We start from the raw sequence: 22,939 nt of genomic DNA, 5'->3' as shown, positions 1-22,939 counted from the left end.
GGCAATGTCGGGTGATGCGCGTCAGCGCAACGTCGCACCCGGAAACAGCGGCAGCAGCAATTCCGCCGACAGCCCCGCCAGCACCGGCAGGGTGAAGCTGGCCAGCAGCCGCAGCACAATGAAGCGCCCGCCGAGGATCGGCAGTTCCCACGCCAGGGTCCGGTGCAGGCCGAGGATTGCCCAGCCCGAGATCAGTGCCACCATCTGCGCCGGCCCGGCGCCGGCCTTGAGGAAACCCAGCACCAGCGGAAACGCGACGAACGGCCCGCCCGGCAACAACCCGCCCGCCAGTGAGGCCAGCACCACGCCGACCACGCCGCTATCCGGGCCAAGCCAGGCCTCCGCCCAGCCGGCGGGAATCAACTCGGCGATCAGCGCGGCCATCGGCAGCGCCATCAGCATCACAGGCAGCACGCGCCACAGCGCGCTGCCGGCATCCACCACCGCGCGCCGCGCCACCACCGGGCTGCGCCGCAGGCACAGCGCCAGCGCGCCGAGTGCCACGATCCAGATGCCGATGACGCCGAAGGTCATGGTTTGGTCTCGTGCCGCGGCTGCATCCCGGGCGCATCGGCGGGGGTCCAGCGGATCGGCAGCCAGCGCGCGAACAGCCCGGCCAGGATCGGCAGCGGCAGGCCGCAGATCAGCCGCAGCAGGGCGAAATCCGGCCCCAGGATCGGCAATTCCCACACCACGATCCGCTGGAAGCCGTTCAGCGACCAGGCAAGCACGAAGGCAATCAGCGCGCCCCGATCCGCGCCCGCCTGGGCCAGCACCAGCACCACGGGAAAGGCGGCGACCGGACCGCCGGGCATCACCATGCCGGCGGCCGTCGCCACCAGCAGCCCGCGCAGCCCACTTTCCGCTCCCATCCAGCGCGCCAGCGCGCCGGGCGGCACCAATTGCCGCAGCGCGGCGGACAGCAGCAGCCCGCCGAGGATGGAGGGCAGCACCGTCAGGATCAGGTCCCAGGTCGCCGCCAGCGCATGCTGCACGGCGCCCATGCCGCGCAGAACCCAGACCGCGACGGCGGCGGCCAGGGTGAGGGCGGAGATCACCAGGAATGTTGCGTTGCGGCGGAGCATGCGAGGGCCGCAAGCTGCGCCCCCGCATGCAATCCGGCAAGCCGCCCGCCTGGGCCCCCCGCCTGGGCCCCCCGCCTCAGGCCCGTGCGGAGAGTGATAGCGGCGTCTGGCGCCCATCCCGGTTCAGGCCGCGATCGCCATAGGTGCCGGGGCCGGCCGGGCGGGTGGCGCCGGCGATGGTCTCGATGACGCGGGACTGCAGGTCGATCGCGCGTTCCAGCAGGCGGCGATTCTCCGCGCCCAGGTCGCGCAGCCGCAGGGCCAGTTCCTCGGCCCGCGCACGATCCTCGCCCTCGGCCTTGCTCTGGGTGCGGCTGGCGGCGGCATAGGCGGCGGCGAAGGCATCGGAGGCCTGCTGCTTCGGCAGGGCCAGGGCCGCGGCACTATTGAGGTCGAGGCGGGCCAGCGCCTCGTTCTCCGCACGCAGCGCTTCGGTCAGGCGCTGGGCGGCAATGATCAGGGGCTGCATCATGGGGTGGGCCTTTGCGTGGAGGAGGGGGAAGAAGTTCCGGCGACCTGGTCCCCTTGGGGCGGGAGGCCGGCGAGGCGGGTCAGCTCCCGCAGCACTGCCTCCCCGATCCCGAGGCCGCCGGCTTTCGCCAGGTCTTTGGCGATGGCATCGACCAGCATCGGGCGCCATTGGCCCTCCGCCGGCCCGCCGCCGAAGGGCGCCTTGGTGTCGAGGCCCTGGAACATCGGCTGCAGCAGGGCCGCCAGGGCCTGGGCCTCGAATTCCCGTGCGGCACGCCGCAGCGCGGCCGGGCTCTGGTTCGCGCGGGGCCCGGCGAGCGGCGCGGGTGCGATGGCCGGGGCGATGTTCATCAGCGCACCTCCAGCTCGGCCTGCAACGCGCCGGCGGCCTTGATGGTCTGCAGGATGGTGATCATGTCGCGCGGCCCGACGCCGAGGCCGTTCAGCCCGCGCACCAGATCCTCCAGCGTCACCGCGCCACGCAGGATGCCAAGGCGACGTTCCGCCTGGTCGTCCACCTCCACATTGGTGCGCGGCACCACCGCGGTCTGCCCGCCCGCCAGCGCATTGGGCTGCACCACCTGCGGCGTCTCGGTGATGCGGATGGTCAGGTTGCCCTGCGCGATCGCGACGGTGGACAGCCGCACATTGGCGCCCATGACGATGGTGCCGGAGGCCTCCTCGATCACCACGCGGGCAACCTGGTCCGGCTCCACCCGCAGCTGCTCGATCTGCGCGAGGAAGGCCACCGAATCCCGCCCGGCCAGGCTGAGGCTGACGGTGCGCGGGTCGGTCGCGGTGGCGGGGGTGCCGCCCACCGTGCGGTTGATGACGGCGGCGATGCGCCGCGCCGTGGTCAGGTCCGGGTTGCGGAGCGACAGGCGCAGCCGGTCGCCGGAGGCGAAGCTGTAGGCCACCTCGCGTTCCACCGTCGCGCCATTGGCGATGCGGCCGGAGGTCGGCACGCCACGGGTGACGGACCCGGCGGCACCGCGGGCGGAAACCGCGCCGGTCACGATCGGCCCCTGCGCCACCGCATAAACCTCCCCATCCGCGGCCAGCAGGGGGGTCACCAGCAGCATGCCGCCGGTGAGGTTGGTGGCATCGCCAAGTGCGGAGACCGCAATATCGATGCGGCTGCCGGTGCGGGCGAAGGCAGGCAGGTTGGCGGTCACCATCACCGCCGCGACGTTGCGGGTATCGAGCTGGCGTTCCTGGTCCCGCGTATTCACGCCAAGGCGCTCCAGCACGCCGATCAGCGACTGCCGGGTGAAGACGGCGGAGCGCAGCTTGTCGCCCGTGCCGTTCAACCCGACCACCAGCCCGTAGCCAACCAGCTGGTTCTCCCGCATGCCCTCGACATCCGCGATGTCCTTGATGCGAACCTGGCCAAGCGCGCCCGCCGGCGAGAGGAGGAGGATGAACAACAGCGCCAGCCATGGGCGCCGGAGACCGCTCATCCTCAGGCAAGGTTTTGTCGCCACACTCTCCTCCTCGCCGCCGCCTTCCTGGTGGAGGGGCGTGGGGAGACCTTCGCAACCGGCGTGCCAGGGCGGAGGGCCCCTTCGACCGGCAGGCTTTGCCGGGGCGGGGCAGGGGCTGCCGGGACCCGGCAGCTTGTGCGGCAAGGACAAGGGATGGGGGAAGGCGAGGATGGCAGTGGGTCCGGTGCGGCCGGTGGGGTTCAGCGGGGTTCAGGCGGGACGGCCGCGGCGGAGTGCCGGCGGCTTTGCGCTGCCCGATGCTGGCGGCGATGCGGCCGCCACCGCCGGGGTGGCCGCGCCGCCCGCGATGGGCGGGCTGCTGGCGTTGCAGGAATCGGGCGCGCCGGACCGGCCCGAGGCGGTGGCTGACCGCGCCCGCCGCCGCGCATCCCAGGCGCTGGATGAGCTGCGCGGGCTGCAACTGGACCTGCTGCGCGAGGATCCCCGCGACGCCGGGCGGCTGGCCCGGCTGGAGGCGCTGGCGGCGGCGCCGGAGGCCGGCCTGGCACCCGAACTGGGCGCCCTGCTGGCCGAAGTTCGGCTGCGGGCGCGGCTGGAGTTGGCGCGCAGAACTGTCGCGGTTAGGTCATCCAATTGAAAAGCACGCGAAGATCAGGAGCTTGCGGCGAAACGAGGCCTTGCACCGGCCCCATTCCCGCCACTATGGTCCGGCCGCTTTCGCCCCCCGGGCGCCGGGCCCTGGGCGGCTAAGGTTGGGGAAGTCCTGCCATGCTGGTAACCTTGCCGCCGGATTATCGTCCGAGCAGCGACGAAGAGTTCATGAACCCACTCCAGCTGGAGTATTTTCGGCAGAAGCTTTTAAAGTGGCGGGCGGATCTGGTGCGGGAGGCGGGTGAGACCCTGACCTCCATGGGCCAGGGGGGAATCATCGAGGCTGACCTGACCGACCGGGCCAGCGTCGAGACCGACCGGGCGCTGGAACTTCGCACCCGGGACCGGGCGCGCAAGCTGATCTCCAAGATCGACCAGGCGCTGGAGCGGGTGGAGAACGGCACCTACGGCTATTGCGAGGAGAGCGGGGAGCCGATCGGCCTGCGCCGGCTGGAGGCCCGCCCGATCGCCACCATGTCGATCGAGGCGCAGGAGCGCCATGAGCGGATGGAGCGGGTGCACCGCGACGACTGAGGACGGGCGCGGGGCAGAGCCCGCGCCGCCATATCAGGAGGAAGGGCCGAGCAGGTCCTTCTTCGACGACCGGTAGGCTCGCTGCTGCCCCGCCTGGCGACGGCGCTGAACCTCCTGCGCCGCCCGGTCTTTTGCCTGGCCCGACGCGGCCAGTTCCTGCTCCAGCTTCTGGAAATGCGCCCAGCGCCCGGCGTCGAGCGTACCCGCCTCCAGCGCGGCGCGCACCGCGCAGCCGGGTTCGGAAGTGTGGCTGCAATCGCGGAAGCGGCAATTCCCGGCCAGTTGCTCGATATCCTCGAAGACGGTGCTGAGACCGGCCTCGGCGTCGATCAGGCCGACCTCCCGAATGCCCGGCGTGTCGAGCAGCAGCCCGCCGCCCGGCAGAAGAATGAGGTGGCGGGAACTGGTGGTATGGCGCCCGCGCGCGTCCGCGGCCCGGATTTCCTGGGTCGCCATCCGCTCCTCCCCCAGCAGGGCATTCACCAGCGTGGATTTGCCGACGCCGGAGGAGCCGATCAGCACGCAGGTCTCGCCGGGCCGGATGTGCTCCATCATGGCGCCAAGGCCCAGCCCCTGGCGCGCGGAGACGATCAGCACCGGGCAGCCCGCGGCAAGGGTGGCGATCTCGGCGGCCTGGGCTTCGGGTTGCTCGGCCAGGTCGGCCTTGGTCAACACCACCACCGGCCGCGCCCCGCTCTGCCAGGCCGCGGCCAGGAAACGCTCCAGCCGCCGCGGATTGAGGTCCGCATTCAGCGAGGTGACGACGAAGACCACGTCGATATTGGCGGCGATCACCTGCAAGGTCTGCACGCTGTCCGCCGCCCGGCGCACGAAGGCGGTGCGGCGCGGCAGGACGGCGTGGATGGTGGCGGTGCCCTGCTCGGCCTTGGCGGACAGGGCCACCCAGTCGCCGGCGGCGGGATGGCCGGCCTCCCGCGCCTCATGCCGCAGCCGGCCCGAGAGCCGCGCCGTCAGGATGCCGAGGTCCGTTGCCACCAGATTGGCTTCGCGCCGCTGCACGATGATGCGGCCGGGGATATGGCCGGCGCGCGCATGCGGCTCGAAGGCCAGCCGCCACGCCTCGGACCAGCCATGGTGTTCGATCAAACGGGGGTCTCTCGCAGGGTGTGCGGCATCCTAGGCCACCCAATCCGGCGGTGCGTCGTCCAATTCGGGCGGCGGGCTGGCGGTGGGGTCGCGGCGGGGCAGGCGGGCGTCGTTCTCCGAGACCTTGCCGACGCGGTTATCCACGGGCCAGGCGAGCAATTCCTCGGCCGGGCAGGGCACCAGCAATTCCTGCAAATCCTCCGGCTCCGCCGGTTCCTCACCCAGCCAGGCGTCCCAGACCTCGGGCGGCAGCACCACGGGCATGCGGGCATGCACCAGGGCCTGCTTCTCATTCGCCTCCGTCGTGATGACGGTGAAGGTCCGCAGCCAGGCGCCATCGGGCTGTTTCCAGCCTTCCCACAGGCCGGCAACCGCCATCGGCAGGCCATCCGCCTGCGCCACGGCATAGGCCTGCTTGCTGCCATCCTCCGCCTTGCGCCATTCGTAGAAGGCATCCATCGGCACCAGGCAGCGCCGCTTGCGGAAGGCCTCGCGGAACGAGGGTTTCTCGGCGATGCCGTCGGCGCGGGCGTTCATCAGCCTGGCCGCGTCCTTGGCATCCGCGGCCCAGCGCGGCACCAGGCCCCATCGCAGCGCATCCAGGTGGCGTTCGCCGCTTTCCGGGTGGCGGCGCACCACCAGGGAGGTCTGCGTCACGGCGATGTTCCAGGATGGCGCGTGGTTCGGAGTCGGGTTGCTGGTGGCGAAGAACTGCGCCAGCTCGGCCGGGGTCCGCTGCAACAGGTAGCGTCCGCACATGCGCCGCGAATCCCCTCTCATCGCTTGCTGCGCGCATCCTAGCCCGGCGGCGCCGGGCGGCCCAGGCCAGGAAGACTATCCTGAACCGCACTGGGCGCCGGTGGGCGATGCGGGTTTGTGGCGGAAATGTGCGGCCGCCAGCATCACGCGGGGTTGTCGGACGACTTCCCATCGGGAATACCCCAGGGCACGACCAAGATGCGTTCAGGGAGAAAAAGAATGACCATCCGAACCGCCGCCGCGGCATTTGCCATGCTGGGCGCCGCCGTGATCGCAACCCCCGCCACGGCGCAGGAGACGATGCGCTTCATGACCGGCCCGCAGGGCGGCGCCTGGGTGCCGATCGCGGGCGCGCTGAAGAACATCTGGGAAAGCGCCATGCCCGGGCTGACGGTGCAGACGCTGCCGGGTGCCGGTGTGGCCAATGTGCGCGGCATCGGCGCCAACCGCGCCCAGGTGGCCTTCGGCAACTCCATCAGCACCGTGGACGGCATCGCCGGCCGCGCGCCCTTCCCCGAGGCGGTGAGCAATGTCTGCAACATCGGCTCGCTCTACCCGCAATGGTTCCAGGTGATCGCCCTGGCCGATTCCGGAATCAATTCCATCGAGGACATGCGCGGCCGTCCGATCGCGCTGCAGCCGCGCGGCAACACGGCCGAGGTGGTGACGCAGCACATCCTGCAGGCCGCGGGCATGCGCTACAGCGATGTGCGCGCCAGCTTCCAGTCCAGCTACACGGATGCGGTGGGCCTGCTGCGTGACGGCCATGCCCAGGTCTTCACCCTCGGCACCACCATCCCGGCCAGCGCCGTGATGGACCTGGCCAGCGCGCGCCAGATGCGGATCATCGACCTGTCCCGCTACGTGGACAAGATGCGGGAGATCAACCCGGGCTACCAGGGCGCGCCGCTGCCGGCCAACACCTATCCGCAGCAGGAAGGCACGCCGACCCAGATCACCTACACGGCGCACCTGATCACCAATTGCGACCGCAACCCGGATCAGGTCTACCAGATGGTGAAGCTGCTCTGGGACAATGTCGGCACGCTGCGCAACATCGTGGCCGCCATGCGTGACAGCACGCCGGCGACCGGCGGCGCCGATATCGGCGTGCCGATGCATCCGGGTGCGGCGCGCTTCTACCAGGAAGCCGCGTCTCGCTGAGGCCATGAGGGCGCGCCCGGCGGGTCCGGGCGCGCAAGACGACGCGAAGGGCCGGATGACGGGCTGCCACGGCAGGCCCGGCTCCGGCCCTGATGCATCCGCCCAAAAACCAAATTACACAGCGTTCAGGATACGGGAAAAACGGCGATGACCTATGCGCGCGCCATGCATTGGCTGGCCGGCACCATCGCGGCTGTCATGGCCGTGTACCATATGTGGGCCATCGCAACCTCACCGCCCGAGGCGGTGATCTTCCGTGGCACGCATCTGCTGTTTGCCATGGCATTGGTCTTCATCCTGTTCCCGTTGCGCCCTCCCAAGGACGGCAGCCGCCCGGTCCCGGGGCCGGAGGATTGGCTGCTCTGCGCGCTGTCCATCTGGGCGGTCGGCCGGCTGTTCGTGGAATATGACTGGCTGGTGAACCGAATTCCCTACATCGATGACCCGCGGCCAGCCGACATCATCGGCGGCTGGGTGCTGGTCGCGCTGATCCTGGAAGCCACGCGCCGGGTCATCGGCTGGGCGCTGCCGCTGACCGCCTCGGTCTTCCTGCTGTGGTCCTACTTCTTCACCGATGTCGGCGCGCTGGCCATGCTGGACCAGCTGTACCTGACCACGGATGGCATCTTCGGCTCCACGCTCGGCGTCTCCGCCGGCTTCGTGGTGATCTTCGTGCTGTTCGGGTCGTTCATGGAACGCTCGGGCGTCGGCAAGCTGTTCATGGATTTCGCACTGGCGCTGACCGGACGCAGCAGTGGCGGGCCTGGCAAGGTGGCGGTTGTCTCCTCCTCCCTGTTCGGCTCCGTCTCCGGCTCCGCGGTCGCCAATGTGATGGTGACGGGGCAGGTGACCATCCCGCTGATGAAGCGCAGCGGCTTCCGCCCGCAATTCGCGGCGGGCGTGGAGGCGGTGGCCAGCACCGGCGGGCAGATCATGCCGCCGATCATGGGGGCTGCCGCCTTCGTCATGGCCGAATTCCTCGGCGTGTCCTACATCCAGGTCATCACCTGGGCGCTGATCCCGGCGCTGCTGTATTACGTGGCCACCTTCGCCGCGGTGCATTTCGAGGCGAAGCGCGCCGGCCTGGCCGGCCTTCCGGATGACGAGGTGCCGAAGCTGCGCGACGTGCTGCGCGAGAGCTGGCACCTGTTCATGCCCATCCTGGTCATCATCATCGGCCTGTTCGGCGGCTATTCGGCGCCGCTGGTGGCGCTGGTGGCGACGCTGGCCTGCTTCCCCGCCGCGGCGCTGCGCGCCAACAGCCGCCACCATGTCACCATCGCCGCGGTGTGGGATGCGCTGCTGGATGGCGCCCGCAACACGCTCGGCATCGCCATGGCCTGCGCCTGCGCGGGCATCGTCATCGGGCTGATCGCGCTGACCGGGCTTGGCATCACCTTCACCCAGCTCGTGGTGAATGTCGCCGACAACAACCTGATCTTCGCGCTGATCCTGACCATGATCGCCGGCATCATCCTCGGCATGGGGATGCCGACCACGCCGGCCTATATCGTCATGGTCTCCCTGCTCGTGCCCGCCCTGATCGCGATGGGCGTGGTGGTGCCGGCAGCCCACCTGTTCGCCTTCTACTTCGCCATCCTGTCCGCCATCACGCCGCCGGTGGCGCTCGCGGTCTTCGCCGCGGCGGGGCTCGCCAAGACGGATATGTGGGCGAGCGGCTGGGCGGCGATGAAGATCGGCGCGGCCGGCTTCATCGTGCCCTTCATGTTCGTCTTCCAGCCGGCGCTGCTGCTGATCGGCACCTGGGGCGAGGTGATCTTCGCGGTCAGCAGCGCCACCGCAGGCTGCCTGCTGCTGGCGGCATCGCTGCACGCCTACCTGCTGCGGCCGACGCCGATGTGGGAAAGGGTGGCGCTGTTCATCGCGGCGATCGCGCTGATCAAGCCCGGGCTGCTGACGGATGGCATCGGCATCGTCTTCGGCGGCGGCGTGCTGCTGCTGCAACTGGTGCAGCGCCGCCGCGCCGCGGTGGCCTGAACCTCGCCTTCCACTTCATTAGGACGGGAATCGAACATGCGCCTGTTGAGCTTCGACGATGCGGGGCGCGTCGTCGCCGGCGTGCGGATCGGCGACCAGGTGGTGCCGGTGGCGGCGCTGTCCGGCTTCGCGGATGATACGCTGGCGCTGCTCCAGGCCGGCGGTGACACGCTGGCCCGGCTCGGCGCCGCGGCGGCGGCGGCCCCGGCCTCCACCCACCTGCCGCTGGCCGGGCTGACCCTCGCCATGCCGATCGCGCGTCCCGGCAAGGTGGTCTGCATCGGGCTGAACTACGCGCTGCACGCCAAGGAAGGCGGCAACCCGATCCCCGACTATCCGGCCGTGTTCCTGCGCGTGCAGACCAGCCTGACCGGGCCGGGTCAGCCGATGCTGCGGCCGAAGGGCGCCTCCGAGAAGCTGGACTATGAGGCGGAGCTGGCCATCATCATCGGCCGCCGGGCCCGCAACGTGACGGAAGCGCAGGCGCTGGACCATGTGGCCGGCTATTCGCTGTTCAACGATGGCTCGGTGCGCGACTACCAGCGCAAATCCACGCAGTGGACCATGGGCAAGAATTTCGACCGCACCGGCGCCTTCGGGCCGGAGATCGTGACGGCGGATGAACTGCCGCCCGGCGCCGCGCCGCTGCGGATCATGGCCCGTGTCGATGGCCAGCTGGTGCAGGACAGCACCACCGGCGACATGATCTTCCCCGTCGCCCGCTGCATCGCCATCCTGTCCGAGGTGATGACGCTGGAGCCGGGCGACGTGATCGCCACCGGCACCCCCTCCGGCGTCGGCTATGCGCGCAAGCCGCCGCTGTTCCTGGCGCCGGGGATGCAGATGGAGGTCGAGGTGGAGGGGATCGGCGTGCTGCGGAACAGCATCGCGGATGATCCGGCTTTCTGACCTCGGGGCGCGGTGCCCTTAACCGCGCTTTCACCGCCCGCGCCCTACGCCTTCCGAAGCAACCGCCAGGAAGGCACCCGAGAATGCGCACCCCACGCCTCCGTTCGCGTCACCTGCTGGGGGGGGCGGCCAGGCTGCTGCTGTCGGCCTCTGCCCTGGCGCTGGCGGCCGCCATGCCGCGTCCCGCCGCGGCGGAGACCGCCACGTTCTTCGACAGCATCTTCGAGGGCCGGCAGGCTTTCGACCAGCGCGTGACGGATGCCGGCGGCACGGTCAACATGGACCTGCTTTCTGGCCTGACCAGCAATGTCGCGAGTTGGGCGCGCAGCGGCTACACCATCACCTCCGGCAATGCCGGCAACCGCAGCACCAGCACCAGCGCCTTCGCCAGCATCCAGGGGCCGGGCGGCAGCTTCGCCAGTGGCAACGGCATCCGCATGACCGCCGCCGCGATCGATTCCCCCGGCAGCGGCCTGGTCTTCACCTTCGACAGCCCGGTGAATGCCTTCGCACTAGATCTGCAGGGCTGGGCCACCTGTTGCTTCCCCAGCGCGCTCTACATCGCCTTCGATGGCGGCACGCCGATCCTGGTCGGCAGCGCGGCCGAGCGAAACGATAATCCGGGCGAGGCCCGCTACAACGAATCGATGACCTTCGTCGCCGCCATCAGCGACAGCGACACCTTCACCACCGTCGCCTTCTATGGCGCGGCCAGCGGCGATGCCATGTGGGGCGGCGGCGTCATCCGCTACGCGCTGGTGCCGCTGGGTGGCCTGACCGACGGCCCCCCTGCTGATCCGCCCGCTGATCCGCCCGTTGATCCGCCCGTTGATCCACCGGCTGGGCTGGTGATCGATGGCAGCCGGCCGTTCTTCACCGAGGGCGATCCTGCCGTGCAGAGCGCCACCGTGACCTTCAATGGCGGTACCTTCCGGCCCAACAGCGCCACCGCGGTGACGCAGCCGGTGGTGCTGGAGGCCGGCAACGGCACGATCGATACCAGCCTGGGGCCGGTCATCCTGCTGGGGGACATCAGCGGCACCGGCCAGCTTCAGGTGCTGGGCGGCGGCGTGCTGACGCTGGTGGGCAACGCCAGCAACAGTGGTGGGGCGCAGGTGCAGTCCGGCACGCTTTCCATCCAGGGCGTCTTCCTGGGTTCGGTGACCGTGCTGCCCGGCGGCACGCTGACCGGTGGCGGCAGCATCGGCGGCGGCACCATCGATGGCGTGCTGTCCCCGGGCGCCTCTCCGGGCACCATCGTGTTCACCGCGCCCGTTACCCTCGGGGCCGGTTCCACGACGCGGCTCGAGATCGACGGGCCGGGCACCGGCACGGGCGCCGGGTCGCATGACAGGGTGCTGGTCATCGGCGCCGGCAGCACGCTGACCGCGGGCGGCACGCTGCAGCCGGTGCTGCGCGGCATCACGGGGTCCGCCACCAACAGCTTCACCCCGGTGCTCGGGCAATCCTTCCGGGTGATCCAGGCGGAAGGCGGACTGCTTGGCAGCTTTGGCGGCCTGGCCCAGCCGGCGGCGGGCCTCCCCGGCGGGGCGCGCCTCGATGCGCTGTATGGCGCGAACACGCTGGACCTGGTGACCACCCCGGCCAGCTACGCCAACCTAGGCCCGCTCGGCATCGACCAGCGCCGGAACCAGGCGGCGGCCGGCGGGGCGCTTGATGCCATTCGTCCCGCAGCCGGGCCACGGATGACGGGCGATGCGGCCGCCACCTTCGGCGCCCTGTACGCGCTGCCGGCCGCCGCCATCGCCCCGGCGCTGGACCAGCTCTCGGGCGGCGTGCACGCCGATGCGCTGGCAGCCGCGCTGGCGCACCGGCGCATCCTGGGTGCCGGCACCGCGCAGCGCATGGCGGCCATCCGTGCCGGTGATCCGGCGCTGGTGATGGCGCAGGGGGCGCTGGCGCCGCGCGTCGCGCTGGACAGCGCGCGCAGCGTGCAGATGAGCGCGATGCCCGGCGGCGGCCAGCCGGCGGATTGGGAACCGGGGCTCGGCCAGGCCGATGGCGGCGACGGCGCCGAGGGTGCCTTCACCGGATGGTCCGCCTGGGGCCGCGCGCTCGGCGGTTGGGGCAGCACGGGCGGCGACGGCGCCGCGCCGGGCCATTCCCGGCAATCCGGCGGCGCGCTGGTTGGCGCAGACCGCCGCTTCGCCCCGGGCCTGACCGGCGGCATCGCGCTGGGCTTCCTGCGCGGCACGGTGGATGGCGATGGCGGCACCGGGGAGGTGCGGCTGGATAGCTACCAGGCCAGCCTCTATGGCCTGTACGCACCGCCGACCACGGCCAGTGTGAAGCCCTTCATCGATGCGACGCTCGGCACCGGCCTCAGCCGCTATGACAGCCGCCGCAACATCGCCTTTGGCACCCTGTCCCGCCGCGCCAATGCGGATAGCGACGGCACGGATGTGACGGCGGAGGCCGGCTTCGGCGTGACCACGCGCGTGGAAGGGGTGGATCTGGAACCGCGCGCCTTCCTGCGCTGGGACCGCATCGCACGCGGCGGCTTCACCGAATCCGGCGCCGGGTCGCTGAACCTGGCGGTGGATGGCCGCGATGCGGATGCGCTGCGCGCCGGCATCGGCCTCAGCGCCGCCCGCACCCTGCGCCTGGGCGAGGGCTTCCAGCTTCGGCCCGAGGCCCGCATCGGCTATGCGCGGGAAATGCAGGGTGGGCTGGGCCGCGGCACGCATCGCCTGGGCGGTGCCGCCTTCAGCGTGGAATCGGCCCGCACCGGGCGGGATGCGCTGACCGCCGGCATCGGCGCCACCGCCTATCGCGGCGACCGCTTCGCCGTGGTGGCGGATTACGACCTGCAACGCAGCAGTGGCGGCACGGACCACGTGCTGACCCTCGGGCTGCGCTGGGTCTGGTAGGCCGCGACTGTCAGCAAACTGTCATGCTTCTGGGACGGGGTGCCGGTCTAGACAACCGCGCCCCGATTCACGGAGACCGTCAGTGCGCTTCGAAGTGCTTGAGATCAGCCCCACGGCCAACAAGGTGATCCTGGTGGGGCGGCTGGATTCCACCACGGTGGGCCAGGTGGAAATCGGCTTCACCGCCGCCGTCGCGGCGTCCGGCCGCAATGCGGTGCTGGACCTGACGGGGCTGGAATTCCTCTCCTCGCTCGGTATTCGCCTGCTGCTGTCCTCCGCCCGCGTGGTGTCGCGCCGCGGCGGTGCGGTGGTGCTGTTCGGCGCCCAGCCGATGGTGGCGGATGTGCTCGAATCCATGGGCATGGACCAGGTCCTGCCGCTGGTCGCCAGCGAAGCCGAGGCGATGGCCCGCCTGCCGGGATGAGCCTGCGGCTGGAGATCCCGATCTCCCTCGCCGGGCTGGCAGCCGCGCAGGATGCGGCGGAGGCCTGGGCGGAAGGGCAGGGGGTGCCGCCCCGGGGGGCGCTGCGGCTGCGCCTGGTGGTGGAGGAGTTGATCGCCAACCTCATTGAACACGCCGCCTGGCCCGGCCTTGCCCCCGGCGCCGCGCCGCCCGCCGCCCGGCTGGATTGCGAATGGGAAGCCGGTGCGCTGCGCCTGGTGCTGCGGGATGCGGCGGCACCCTTCGACCCGCTGACGGCGCCGGAGGCCGCCCCGCCTTCGCTGCAGGATGACCGGGTGGGCGGGCTCGGCCTGGCGCTGGTGCGGCGGATGAGCACCGATCTTGCGTATGGGCGCGACCCCGGGGGCGGCAATTCCACGCGGCTGACGCTGCGTCTGACCTGATGGTAACCAGACAACACGCTTGGGTTGTGGAGGGCGTTGTCATCGAAGCTTCATCAAACTGCAATCGTCTGGTCGCCGGACCTGCCTAGAACGCGCCCAACGGCATTGCCCGCTTCCGGCAGGCCGTTTCGAACAGGACCGGAGAGAGACACAGTGAACAGGCGCACCCTTCTGCTCGGTACCGGCGCGGCACTTGGCGCCGGGCTCCTCGGCGCCCGCGGCGCGATGGCCCAGTCGGTGACGATCACCGGTGCCGGCGCGACGTTCCCCCGCCCGGTCTATGAGCGCTGGGCCAATGCGGCGCGTGAGGCTGCTGGCATCCAGCTCAACTACCAGTCGATCGGCTCCGGCGGCGGCATCAACCAGATCACCAACCGCACCGTCGATTTCGGCGCCACCGATGCCCCGCGCACGGTCGAGCAACTGCGCGAGGGCAACCTGATGCAGTTCCCGACCGTGATGGGTTCGATCGTGCTGATCGTGAACCTGCCGGGCGTGGCCGACCGCCAGTTGAAGCTGACGCCGGAGGTCATCACCGACATCTTCTTCGGCCGCCTGACGCGCTGGAACGACCCGCGCATCACCGAGCTGAACAGCGGCCTGCGCATCCCGAGCCTGCCGATCTCGGTGGCCTACCGCGCCGACGCCTCTGGCACCACCTGGGGCTTCACCAATTACCTGGCGCGCGTTTCCTCGGCCTGGCGCGACGGCCCGGGCGCCGGCACTTCCGTGCAGTGGCCGGCCGGCCAGGGCGCCCGCGGTAATGAGGGTGTGTCCAACGCCGTCCGCAACACGCCGGGCGCCATCGGCTATGCCGAGAATGCTTATGCGGTGGTGAACCGCCTGGTGACCACGCAGATTCGCAACAAGGCCGGCAACTTCGTCGAGCCGGTGCAGGCGAGCTTCGTCGCCGCCGCCGATGCGGCCGATTGGTCCGTGCCGAACATGGCGCCCGACACGCTGGACCTGCCGGGCGCGCAGGCCTGGCCGATGACGGTCGGCACCTACATCCTGCTGCCGACCAACCCGGCGGCGGACAAGGTCGAGGGCAGCCGCAACACGATGCGGTTCTTCGACTGGGCCTTCAAGAACGGCGCGACCATCGCGGGCCAGTTGGAATACATCCCGCTGCCGGAGAGCGTGACCAACGTGATCCGCCGCAACTGGGCCGCCAACATCAAGACCCCGGACGGCCAGGCCATCTGGACCGCCTGAACCGAGTTTGGCTACTTCCCCCCGGACGCTTGCCGTCCGGGGGGCTTTGCATTCCCTGAACCCCTGATCAGGACCTTGCCGGTGAGCGATGTGACAATGGGCGCGGGGACCGCGCCAAAGCCGGTTGGTCGCAGCCGCGGTATCGATGTCGGGGACCTTGTTTTCGAATGGCTCTGCCGCGGCGCAGGGTTCGTGGTTCTGTTGCTGCTCGGCGGCATTATCGTAACGCTTTTTATCGGCGCCTTGCCGGCCTTCCGGGAATTCGGCCTGGGCTTCCTCACCAGCACGGATTGGAACCCTGTCGAGGGCCGCGAGAATTATGGCGGCGCCGTCGCCATCTTCGGCACCATAGCCTCGGCCATTCTGGCCATCGTCTTCGCCGTGCCGGTGGCCTTCGGCATCGCCTTCTTCCTGACCGAGCTGGCGCCCGAGTGGTTGCGCCGCCCGGTCGGCACGGCGATCGAACTGCTCGCGGCGGTGCCCTCCATCATCTACGGCATGTGGGGGCTGTTCGTGGTAGTGCCCTTCGTGCAGATGTATATCCAGCTTGCGCTCGGCGACTACCTGACCGCCATCCCGCTGGTTGGCTTCCTTTTCGAGAGCCGCTTCTTCGCCGGCACCTCGCTGTTCACCGCCGCGATCGTGCTGGCCATCATGATCCTGCCCTTCATCGCGGCCACCATGCGCGATGTGTTCCTGCAGGTGCCGCCGGTGTACAAGGAAAGCGCCTATGGGCTGGGCGCCACGCGGTGGGAAGTGGTGAAGGGCGTGGTTCTGCCCTACACGCGCATTTCCGTGGTCGGCGGCATCATGCTGGGGCTGGGCCGTGCGCTGGGCGAGACGATGGCGGTGACCTTCGTCATCGGCAACGCCAACCGAATGCCGCAGAGCCTGTTCGACCCCTCCACCACCATCGCCTCCATCGTCGCGATGGAGTTTCCCGAAAGCCTGATGGGCAGCCTGAAGCAATCGGCGCTGTTCGCGCTCGGCTTCCTGCTGTTCGTCATCTCCTTCCTGGTGCTGGCGGCCTCGCGCTACCTGCTCCGCTCTCGCCTGAAGGCCTGATCCATGAGCAGCACCACATTCCAGGCGGAGCCACGCGGCGCAGTGCGCCGCAGCTCGGCGCTCGCCTCCCGCCGCAAGATCGTCGACCTGATCGTCAAGTGGCTCTGCATGACGGCCACGTTGATCGGGCTGTTCTTCCTGGCCTCCATCATGGCGACGCTGCTCTGGCGCGGCCTGGCCTCGATGGACTGGATCGTGCTGACGGAGGAGTTCCGCCCGACCCGCTACGGCGATGAGAATGCGCCGAAGGGCGGCCTGATCCACGCCATCCTGGGTAGCCTGATCCAGACCGCCATAGGCACGGCGATCGGCACGCCGATCGGCCTGCTGGTGGGTACCTACCTGTCCGAATATGCACGCGGCTCCGCGCTCGGCAATACGCTGCGCTTCGTCTCGGATGTGCTGCTCTCGGCGCCGTCCATCCTGATCGGGCTGTTCATCTACCAGCTTGTCGTGCTGCCGATGGGCGGCTTTTCCGGCATCGCCGGCGCGCTCGCGCTTGCCATCATCGTCATCCCCGTGGTGGTCCGCACGACGGAGGACATGCTCCAGCTGATCCCGAACACGCTGCGGGAGGCGGTGATCGGCCTCGGCGCGCCGAAGTGGAAGATGATCACACTGGTCTGCTACAAGGCGGCGGCGTCGGGCATCCTGACCGGCATCCTGCTGGCGGTGGCGCGGATCGCGGGTGAGACGGCGCCGCTGCTGCTGACCAGCTTCGGCAACAACGTCACCAGCTTTGACCTGACCACCGCCATGGCCAGCCTGCCGATCGCCATCTACCAGCAGGCTAATTCCGGCTTCCCGGATCTGATCGAGATCGCCTGGTCCGGTGCGTTGCTGATCACGCTGGGCGTGCTCGCCATCAACATCATTGCCCGCCTCGTGCTGCGCGGGCGCAACTGAGCCAGGAAGGGCGGCCCTCAGGGCCGTGAGATGAGGACGATCCGATGGGCTCGATAACCGAACAGACCACCAGCTCCGCCTCCGGCTTCGGCGGCATGCAGGCACGATCCGCCGAGGTGCTGAACACCCAGGCGCGCATTTCGGTGCGCAACCTCGATTTCTACTACGGCACCAACAAGGCGCTGAAGGGCATCAACCTGGACCTGCCGGACCGCCAGGTGACGGGCATGATCGGCCCCTCCGGCTGCGGCAAATCCACGCTGCTGCGCGTGCTGAACCGCATGTACAGCCTGTATCCGGGCCAGCGCGCGGAGGGCGAGGTGCTGATGGACGGGCGCAACATCATCGACGCCTCGGTCGATCTGAACGAGCTGCGCGCCAAGATCGGCATGGTGTTCCAGAAGCCCACGCCCTTCCCGATGACGATCTACGACAACATCGCCTTCGGCATCAAACTGCATGAGAAGCTGCCGAAATCCGAACTGGACGACCGGGTGGAATGGGCGCTGAGCCGGGCTGCCATCTGGGGTGAGGTGAAGGACCGTCTGCAGTCCTCCGCCATGAGCCTCTCGGGTGGCCAGCAGCAGCGCCTGTGCATCGCACGCTCCATCGCCGTGCGGCCCGAGGTGATGCTGTTCGACGAGCCGACCAGCGCGCTCGACCCGATCAGCACGCTGAAGATCGAGGAGCTGATCGACGAGTTGAAGCGCGACTTCACCATCTGCATCGTCACCCACAACATGCAGCAGGCGGCGCGCTGCGCCGACCAGGTGGCCTTCTTCTACCTGGGCGAATTGGTGGAAGTGGCGCCGGCGGCGCAGCTTTTCACCGCGCCGCGCGAAAAGCGCACCCAGGAATACATCACCGGCCGGTTCGGCTGAGGACCCAGATCATGCCGATGGAAACCCAATCCGACCACATCGTCCGGTCCTACGACGAACAGCTGCGCAAGGTGCGCGACATGCTGGCGCGCATGGGCGGCCTGGCGGAGCGCCAGGTGAATGACGCGACCGTGGCGCTGGTGCGCCGCGATGCGACACTCGCCGCCGAGGTGATCGGCCGCGACGCGGCGCTGGACCAGTTGGAGCGGGAGGTCGAGACCTTCTGCATCCGCATCCTGGCCACCCGCCAGCCGATGGCGATCGATCTGCGCTTCATCGTCGCCGCCATGAAGGTTGCCCATAACCTGGAACGGATCGGCGACTACGCCCGCAACGCCGCCAAGCGCAGCATCGTCGTGGCACAGCAGCCGGCGCTTGGCAGCCTCAACGGCTTCTCCCGCATGGCGCGCCTGGTGCAGGAAAACCTGAAGGCCGCCATCGATGCGCTGGTGAATGACGATGCCGAGGCCGCGGCGCGGGTCTGGGGCAATGATGAGCCGGTGGATGATGTCTATAACGGCATCTTCCGCGAGATGCTGACCTTCATGATGGAGGACCCGCGCAACATCACCGCGGCGACGCATCTGCTGTTCATCGCCAAGAACCTGGAACGCATCGGCGACCATGCCACCAACATCGCCGAGACGGTGCACTACGCCGTGCGCGGCGACAGCCTGCCGGATGAACGGCCCAAGGCGGACAGCTCCGCCTATGCCGTGGTCCGGCCACCCGAATGAACCGACGACCGTTGGGAACCGCGAACATGCCGGACGCCACGGGCAGCCTCGCCAAACCGACCATCCTGGTGGTGGAGGACGAGGCGCCGCTGTTGACCCTGCTGCGCTACAATCTGGAAAAACAAGGCTTCCGGGTGGAGGAAGCCGCCGATGGGCAGGAGGCGCTGTTGCGCGTCTCCGAAGGCAAGCCGGACCTCATCCTGCTCGACTGGATGCTGCCGGCGCTGTCGGGCCTGGAGGTTTGCCGCCAGATCCGCCGGCGCCCGAACACCCGCGACCTGCCCATCATCATGGTGACGGCGCGGAGCGAGGACCAGGACGCGGTGCGCGCGCTGGATACCGGCGCGGATGACTACATCAGCAAGCCCTTCGTGATGGATGCGCTGCTCGCCCGCATCCGCGCCCTGCTGCGCCGGTCCGGCGCCGTGCCGGTGAAGGGGCGGCTGACCTACAAGGACCTGGTGATGGACCAGGATGCGCATCGCGTGACGCGCGGCAGCCGGTCCTTGCACCTCGGCCCCACCGAATACCGGCTGCTGGAATTCTTCCTCCAGCACCCTGGCCGCGTCTTCACCCGGGAACAATTGCTGGATGCGGTGTGGGGCCGCGACATCCATGTGGAGCCGCGCACGGTGGATGTGCATATCCGCCGGCTCCGCAAGGCGGTGAACGGCGATGAGGAGGCGGACATCATCCGCACCGTGCGCTCCGCCGGCTATGCGCTGGATGTGGAGGAGTAGCGGCGGCGGCTCAGTCTGTCGCCCGGTACAGCGGCTCCAGCGCCAGGCGGCGTAGCGCGTTGCGGGCCAGCGCCTCGATCTCGCGCCGGTCCGTGGTCTCCGGGTCCACGGCCAGCCAGGCGGCGGACAGCCGGTGCCAGAACACCGACAGGTCCAGCAGCCGGTCGCGCAGCGCAAGCTGGTCGCGCAGCAGCCGGGTCGGGGCCTCGAGCGGCAGCGGGCGCCGCATGGCCTGCTCGGCGGTTGCCAGCAGCGCGGCGGCGGCACGCCGCGGCCGCCCGATCATCGGCATCAGCCCGTCCATCGCCCGGGTCAGCAGATCCCCCGCCCAGCGCCGGTCGTTGCCGAGCGCATCCCGCGTGCGGCGGACCATGCGTTCCATCGCCTCGTAATCCGGCTGGCTGGCGGCGGCGGCCAGCACGCGGGCATGGGCGTTGGCCAGCAGTTGCAGGCGGCGGCCGAGGGGGGCCATCGTGCCCATGGGGAAGCCGCCCTTGGTGATGCAATGGGCGATCGCCGCCTCGAACATCGCCGGGCCGGGCGGGGTGCGGCGCATCGCCTCGGCCAGCGCCTCGCCTTCCTCCCCGGCCGTGGCGGCCAGGCGGGCAACGAGGCCGGAGGTGGCGGCGTAGAGGTGGTGTTCCTCCAGCGGCTCCGGGTCCTCATCCAGCAGCGGGCCGGGGACGGGGTCCCCGGGGGTGATGCGCTCGACACAGCGCAGCGCCGCAGGCACGAGGCGCAGCAGGCGGAAATCATGCGTGCCGGGGGCGATGTCCAGCAGCAGATGGGCGTTATCCAGATCCACCAGCATCCGCATATGGGCATAGGGCCGCACCAGGCCGATGCCGCCGGAGGGGTCCCGTTCAAACGCCAAACCTGGCTCCCGCAGCCAGCTTGCCTGGAACAGGAAATGCGGCGGCGGCCAGGTCTCGCCCTCGGTCGTGCCGGGGAAGCGGACCGGGTCGAAGCCGCGTGGATCCGGCAGGCAGGAGGGTGGGGACTCGGTCTGGGACACGGCGGCAAGATGCGGGATGCGGGTTAACGCGCCCTGACCGCGCCGTATCACGTGAAGGCGCGTGCGGAGGCGATTGACGCGGCCTGCCCAGCCGCGCGACCTATGGGCGATCTTTCCCCGGAGTCTCTCACATGCGTCGCCGCGCTTTCGCCCTGGCCGGACTTGTCCCGGTCGTCCTCCTGGCCGCCTGTGCCGCAGATCCGCGGGAATTGGTCGGCCAGCCGCCGCGCGTGGTGTTCTTCAACGAGGACAGCGTGGAACTGGATGAACCGGCCATGGCCGTGCTCGCCAATGCCGCCCGCCTGGCGCGGCGCCACCCGGAAGTGCCGGTGCAGGTGCGCGGCTTTGCCGGCCCGGCGGGTGGCCTGGCCTTCAACCAGGAATTGTCGCGCCGCCGCGCCCAGCATGTGGCGGATGAGCTGATCAAGCGCGGCGTCCCCGCCGGCCGCATCGCCGTGGTTGGCCGCGGCCCGGTACCCTTCGATGCGGTGCCGATCGAGAGCCGCCGCGTGGAGATCGTCGTCGGCTACCCCTGATACGCCAAGGGTGTTGTCGCTCCATCGGGCGTGGCAGAGAGAGCCATGCCCGATGACGGCCGATTCGCCTCCCTGATGCCCGACCACCCCGACGAAAGCACCGATCCGCTGGACGTGCTGAGCCGCGTCTTCGGCCACCCCGGCTTCCGGGGGCGGCAGGAGGAGGTGGTGCGCCATGTCGCCGGCGGTGGCTCCGGCCTGGTGCTGATGCCGACCGGCGGCGGCAAATCCCTGTGCTTCCAGGTGCCGGCCTTGTGCCGTCCGGGGGTGGGGATCGTCGTCTCCCCGCTGATCGCGCTGATGGAAGATCAGGTGGCGGCGCTGCGCCAGCAGGGCGTGGCGGCGGCGGCGCTGCATTCGGACCTGCCGGAGGGCGAGTCCCGCACCGTGCTGCGCGACCTGCACAATGGCGACCTCAAGCTGCTGTATGTCTCGCCCGAGCGCCTGGCGCTGGAAGGCATGCTGTCCCGGCTCGAGGAACTGCCCGTCGCCCTGTTCGCGGTGGATGAGGCGCATTGCGTGTCCCAATGGGGGCATCATTTCCGGCCGGAATATCGCGGCCTCGGCGTGCTGGCGGAACGCTTCCCGCGCACCCCGCGCCTGGCGCTGACGGCCACCGCCGATCCGCGCACGGTGGAGGATATCCGCCGCCAGCTCGGCATGCAGGACGACCCGGTGTTCCGCGGCGGCTTTGACCGTCCGAATATCCGCATCGAGGCCGCGCCACGCGAATCCGAGCGGGCGCAACTGCGCGCCCTGCTGCGGGAGGAAGCCAGCAAGGGTGGCGCCGGCATCGTCTATTGCGGCACCCGCAACAAGACCGACCAGACCGCCGAATGGCTGCGCGGCGATGGGCATGATGCGCTGGCCTTCCATGCCGGCATGGAATCCGAGGCGAAGCGGGACGCGCATCGGCGCTTCGCCCGCGGCGATTCCGTAGTGATGTGCGCCACCATCGCCTTCGGCATGGGCATCGACCGGCCGGATGTGCGCTGGGTGGTGCACCTCGACCTGCCGAAATCGCCGGAGAGCTGGTACCAGGAAATCGGCCGCGCCGGGCGCGACGGCCTGCCCGCGCGGGCGCTGCTGCTGTATGGCGCAGGCGACATCGCGCTCGGCCGGCACCGGATTGAGGAAAGCCCGGCGGCGCCGGAGCAGAAGCGGATCGAGCGGCAGCGGCTGGACGCCATGGTGGCGATCGCCGAGGCCGCCACCTGCCGCCGCCAGATCCTGCTGCGCTGTTTCGGGGAGGCCGAGCCACCGCCTTGCGGCAATTGCGACGTGTGCCTCAGCCCGCCGCGCCTGTTCGATGGCACCGTGGCGGCCCAGAAGATGCTCTCGGCCGTGCTGCGGACGGGGCGGCGCTTCGGCGTGGCGCATGTGGTGGACGTGCTGCGCGGCAAGCTGACCGACAAGGTGGCGCAATTCGCGCATGACAAGCTGCCGACCTTCGGCGTCGGCAAGGACCTTTCGGAATTCGCCTGGCGGGGAGTGGCGCGGCAGATGGTGGCGCGCGGGCTGCTGGATGTGGCGGTGGAAAACCACGGCGAACTGGTGCCGACGGATGCCGCCAAGCCGGTGCTGAAGGGCGAGGAGAAGGTGATGCTGCGGGAGGACCTGGTGCAGGCCAGCGCCGCCCCCGCGCGCAACGGCCGCAGCAGCGGCGGCGGTGGCAGCGCTGCGCCGGTGGGCGACGCGGTGTTCGAGGCGCTGCGCGACTGGCGGCGGGGGGAGGCGCAGAGCCAATCCGTGCCGGCCTATGTCATCTTCCAGGACAAGACGCTGGCGGAGATTGCGGCACAGCGGCCGCGGAGCCTGGACCAGCTCGGCGGGATTGCGGGGGTGGGGCGGACCAAGCTGGACCGGTATGGGGTTGAGGATGATACGGATCTGGAATTGCAGGCCTTCCACCCGCCTTTGGTGCCGCCCGCCGCCTTCCCGCAGATCATGGTGGAACAGGTGACCTACGACGCGCACACCCAGC

At 69.9% G+C, this 22,939-nt stretch carries 24 protein-coding genes; 16 read left to right on the top strand and 8 right to left on the bottom strand.

Going from position 1 to position 22,939, the window contains the following annotated elements; translation table 11 throughout:
• Positions 1–21: 21 nt before the first annotated feature.
• The 5 genes from Q8S40_RS07890 to Q8S40_RS07870 all read right to left on the bottom strand — a co-directional run bounded on the left by Q8S40_RS07890 (position 22) and on the right by Q8S40_RS07870 (position 3,016).
• The gene (locus Q8S40_RS07890; RefSeq protein WP_304811368.1) at positions 22–534 is read right to left on the bottom strand and encodes a permease; all 513 of its coding nucleotides are present in this window, start codon (positions 532–534) and stop codon (positions 22–24) included.
• Complete coding sequence (locus Q8S40_RS07885; protein ID WP_304811366.1) at positions 531–1,085, bottom strand: permease; 555 nt, start codon at positions 1,083–1,085, stop codon at positions 531–533. Before Q8S40_RS07885 ends, Q8S40_RS07890 begins: the two co-directional genes overlap by 4 nt.
• A 76-nt stretch (positions 1,086–1,161) precedes the next feature.
• Entirely contained in the window at positions 1,162–1,557 is a 396-nt protein-coding gene (locus Q8S40_RS07880; protein ID WP_304811364.1) for a hypothetical protein, read from the bottom strand.
• Positions 1,554–1,907: a rod-binding protein gene (locus Q8S40_RS07875; RefSeq protein WP_305669944.1), complete on the bottom strand. Its 354-nt coding sequence runs from the start codon at positions 1,905–1,907 to the stop codon at positions 1,554–1,556. Before Q8S40_RS07875 ends, Q8S40_RS07880 begins: the two co-directional genes overlap by 4 nt.
• Complete coding sequence (locus Q8S40_RS07870) at positions 1,907–3,016, bottom strand: flagellar basal body P-ring protein FlgI (protein WP_305669943.1); 1,110 nt, start codon at positions 3,014–3,016, stop codon at positions 1,907–1,909. Before Q8S40_RS07870 ends, Q8S40_RS07875 begins: the two co-directional genes overlap by 1 nt.
• Positions 3,017–3,209: 193 nt before the next feature.
• Here Q8S40_RS07870 and Q8S40_RS07865 point away from each other — a divergent pair, with 193 nt between their 5' ends.
• Entirely contained in the window at positions 3,210–3,638 is a 429-nt protein-coding gene (locus Q8S40_RS07865) for a flagellar assembly protein FliX (protein ID WP_305669942.1), read from the top strand.
• 134 nt (positions 3,639–3,772) lie between these two features.
• Positions 3,773–4,186, top strand: a complete 414-nt coding sequence (dksA, locus tag Q8S40_RS07860) for an RNA polymerase-binding protein DksA (RefSeq protein WP_304811405.1) — start codon at positions 3,773–3,775, stop codon at positions 4,184–4,186.
• A gap of 33 nt (positions 4,187–4,219) precedes the next feature.
• Here dksA and rsgA read toward each other — a convergent pair whose 3' ends face one another.
• Together rsgA and Q8S40_RS07850 are read right to left on the bottom strand one after the other, a co-directional pair.
• Positions 4,220–5,293 (bottom strand): ribosome small subunit-dependent GTPase A, encoded by a 1,074-nt coding sequence (gene rsgA, locus Q8S40_RS07855; RefSeq protein WP_305669941.1) that lies wholly within the window; start codon positions 5,291–5,293, stop codon positions 4,220–4,222.
• 30 nt (positions 5,294–5,323) lie between these two features.
• The gene (locus Q8S40_RS07850; protein WP_305669940.1) at positions 5,324–6,052 is read right to left on the bottom strand and encodes an SOS response-associated peptidase; all 729 of its coding nucleotides are present in this window, start codon (positions 6,050–6,052) and stop codon (positions 5,324–5,326) included.
• Positions 6,053–6,271: 219 nt separating this feature from the next.
• On the opposite strand from Q8S40_RS07850, the gene Q8S40_RS07845 reads away from it, so the two are divergent.
• From Q8S40_RS07845 to phoB, 12 genes are all read left to right on the top strand, one after another.
• Positions 6,272–7,216, top strand: coding sequence for a TAXI family TRAP transporter solute-binding subunit (locus tag Q8S40_RS07845; protein ID WP_305669939.1), 945 nt, complete (start codon positions 6,272–6,274; stop codon positions 7,214–7,216).
• Between the two features lie 147 nt (positions 7,217–7,363).
• The gene (locus tag Q8S40_RS07840; protein ID WP_305669938.1) at positions 7,364–9,214 is read left to right on the top strand and encodes a TRAP transporter permease; all 1,851 of its coding nucleotides are present in this window, start codon (positions 7,364–7,366) and stop codon (positions 9,212–9,214) included.
• A gap of 36 nt (positions 9,215–9,250) precedes the next feature.
• Entirely contained in the window at positions 9,251–10,123 is an 873-nt protein-coding gene (locus Q8S40_RS07835; RefSeq protein ID WP_305669937.1) for a fumarylacetoacetate hydrolase family protein, read from the top strand.
• A gap of 83 nt (positions 10,124–10,206) precedes the next feature.
• The gene (locus tag Q8S40_RS07830; protein ID WP_305669936.1) at positions 10,207–13,014 is read left to right on the top strand and encodes an autotransporter outer membrane beta-barrel domain-containing protein; all 2,808 of its coding nucleotides are present in this window, start codon (positions 10,207–10,209) and stop codon (positions 13,012–13,014) included.
• Between the two features lie 82 nt (positions 13,015–13,096).
• On the top strand, positions 13,097–13,438 hold the full coding sequence (locus tag Q8S40_RS07825; protein WP_305669935.1) for an STAS domain-containing protein: 342 nt from the start codon (positions 13,097–13,099) through the stop codon (positions 13,436–13,438).
• Positions 13,435–13,860: an ATP-binding protein gene (locus Q8S40_RS07820; RefSeq protein ID WP_305669934.1), complete on the top strand. Its 426-nt coding sequence runs from the start codon at positions 13,435–13,437 to the stop codon at positions 13,858–13,860. The genes Q8S40_RS07825 and Q8S40_RS07820 overlap by 4 nt, the downstream gene beginning before the upstream one ends.
• A gap of 153 nt (positions 13,861–14,013) precedes the next feature.
• Positions 14,014–15,075 carry a phosphate ABC transporter substrate-binding protein PstS gene (gene pstS / locus Q8S40_RS07815; RefSeq protein WP_305669933.1) on the top strand — a complete coding sequence of 354 codons (1,062 nt, stop codon included), beginning with the start codon at positions 14,014–14,016 and terminating at the stop codon, positions 15,073–15,075.
• An 81-nt stretch (positions 15,076–15,156) separates the two neighbouring features.
• Positions 15,157–16,140: a phosphate ABC transporter permease subunit PstC gene (gene pstC / locus Q8S40_RS07810; protein ID WP_371136814.1), complete on the top strand. Its 984-nt coding sequence runs from the start codon at positions 15,157–15,159 to the stop codon at positions 16,138–16,140.
• Positions 16,141–16,143: 3 nt separating this feature from the next.
• The gene (pstA, locus tag Q8S40_RS07805; protein WP_305669932.1) at positions 16,144–17,046 is read left to right on the top strand and encodes a phosphate ABC transporter permease PstA; all 903 of its coding nucleotides are present in this window, start codon (positions 16,144–16,146) and stop codon (positions 17,044–17,046) included.
• 95 nt (positions 17,047–17,141) lie between these two features.
• The gene (pstB, locus tag Q8S40_RS07800; RefSeq protein ID WP_304811403.1) at positions 17,142–17,927 is read left to right on the top strand and encodes a phosphate ABC transporter ATP-binding protein PstB; all 786 of its coding nucleotides are present in this window, start codon (positions 17,142–17,144) and stop codon (positions 17,925–17,927) included.
• 17 nt (positions 17,928–17,944) lie between these two features.
• On the top strand, positions 17,945–18,664 hold the full coding sequence (gene phoU / locus Q8S40_RS07795; protein ID WP_305669978.1) for a phosphate signaling complex protein PhoU: 720 nt from the start codon (positions 17,945–17,947) through the stop codon (positions 18,662–18,664).
• 26 nt (positions 18,665–18,690) lie between these two features.
• Complete coding sequence (gene phoB, locus Q8S40_RS07790) at positions 18,691–19,404, top strand: phosphate regulon transcriptional regulator PhoB (protein WP_304811341.1); 714 nt, start codon at positions 18,691–18,693, stop codon at positions 19,402–19,404.
• A 10-nt stretch (positions 19,405–19,414) separates the two neighbouring features.
• On the opposite strand, the gene Q8S40_RS07785 is transcribed toward phoB, so the two are convergent.
• Positions 19,415–20,419 (bottom strand): hypothetical protein, encoded by a 1,005-nt coding sequence (locus Q8S40_RS07785; protein ID WP_305669931.1) that lies wholly within the window; start codon positions 20,417–20,419, stop codon positions 19,415–19,417.
• Positions 20,420–20,550: 131 nt separating this feature from the next.
• On the opposite strand from Q8S40_RS07785, the gene Q8S40_RS07780 reads away from it, so the two are divergent.
• Together Q8S40_RS07780 and recQ are read left to right on the top strand one after the other, a co-directional pair.
• Positions 20,551–20,955, top strand: coding sequence for an OmpA family protein (locus tag Q8S40_RS07780; protein WP_305669930.1), 405 nt, complete (start codon positions 20,551–20,553; stop codon positions 20,953–20,955).
• Positions 20,956–21,030: 75 nt separating this feature from the next.
• On the top strand, positions 21,031–22,939 hold a 1,909-nt coding region (recQ, locus tag Q8S40_RS07775), incomplete at its 3' end, for a DNA helicase RecQ (RefSeq protein WP_305669929.1).

Source organism: Falsiroseomonas sp. (assembly GCF_030695085.1).
Taxonomy (GTDB): Bacteria; Pseudomonadota; Alphaproteobacteria; order Acetobacterales; family Acetobacteraceae; genus Falsiroseomonas.
Note: the sequence above shows the minus strand (reverse complement) of the source record. Positions and strands in the feature narration are given on the sequence as shown.

Coding starts and splice junctions, on each gene's coding strand:
- Q8S40_RS07885 (WP_304811366.1), bottom strand. CDS start 1,085: ATGCTCCGCCGCAACGCAACATTCCTGGTGATCTCCGCCCTCACCCTG.
- Q8S40_RS07845 (WP_305669939.1), top strand. CDS start 6,272: ATGACCATCCGAACCGCCGCCGCGGCATTTGCCATGCTGGGCGCCGCC.
- Q8S40_RS07880 (WP_304811364.1), bottom strand. CDS start 1,557: ATGATGCAGCCCCTGATCATTGCCGCCCAGCGCCTGACCGAAGCGCTG.
- Q8S40_RS07875 (WP_305669944.1), bottom strand. CDS start 1,907: ATGAACATCGCCCCGGCCATCGCACCCGCGCCGCTCGCCGGGCCCCGC.
- phoB (WP_304811341.1), top strand. CDS start 18,691: ATGCCGGACGCCACGGGCAGCCTCGCCAAACCGACCATCCTGGTGGTG.
- Q8S40_RS07780 (WP_305669930.1), top strand. CDS start 20,551: ATGCGTCGCCGCGCTTTCGCCCTGGCCGGACTTGTCCCGGTCGTCCTC.
- Q8S40_RS07840 (WP_305669938.1), top strand. CDS start 7,364: ATGACCTATGCGCGCGCCATGCATTGGCTGGCCGGCACCATCGCGGCT.
- phoU (WP_305669978.1), top strand. CDS start 17,945: ATGGAAACCCAATCCGACCACATCGTCCGGTCCTACGACGAACAGCTG.
- Q8S40_RS07890 (WP_304811368.1), bottom strand. CDS start 534: ATGACCTTCGGCGTCATCGGCATCTGGATCGTGGCACTCGGCGCGCTG.
- Q8S40_RS07820 (WP_305669934.1), top strand. CDS start 13,435: ATGAGCCTGCGGCTGGAGATCCCGATCTCCCTCGCCGGGCTGGCAGCC.
- Q8S40_RS07870 (WP_305669943.1), bottom strand. CDS start 3,016: ATGAGCGGTCTCCGGCGCCCATGGCTGGCGCTGTTGTTCATCCTCCTC.
- Q8S40_RS07830 (WP_305669936.1), top strand. CDS start 10,207: ATGCGCACCCCACGCCTCCGTTCGCGTCACCTGCTGGGGGGGGCGGCC.
- Q8S40_RS07835 (WP_305669937.1), top strand. CDS start 9,251: ATGCGCCTGTTGAGCTTCGACGATGCGGGGCGCGTCGTCGCCGGCGTG.
- Q8S40_RS07865 (WP_305669942.1), top strand. CDS start 3,210: ATGGCAGTGGGTCCGGTGCGGCCGGTGGGGTTCAGCGGGGTTCAGGCG.
- Q8S40_RS07850 (WP_305669940.1), bottom strand. CDS start 6,052: ATGTGCGGACGCTACCTGTTGCAGCGGACCCCGGCCGAGCTGGCGCAG.
- pstB (WP_304811403.1), top strand. CDS start 17,142: ATGCAGGCACGATCCGCCGAGGTGCTGAACACCCAGGCGCGCATTTCG.
- pstA (WP_305669932.1), top strand. CDS start 16,144: ATGAGCAGCACCACATTCCAGGCGGAGCCACGCGGCGCAGTGCGCCGC.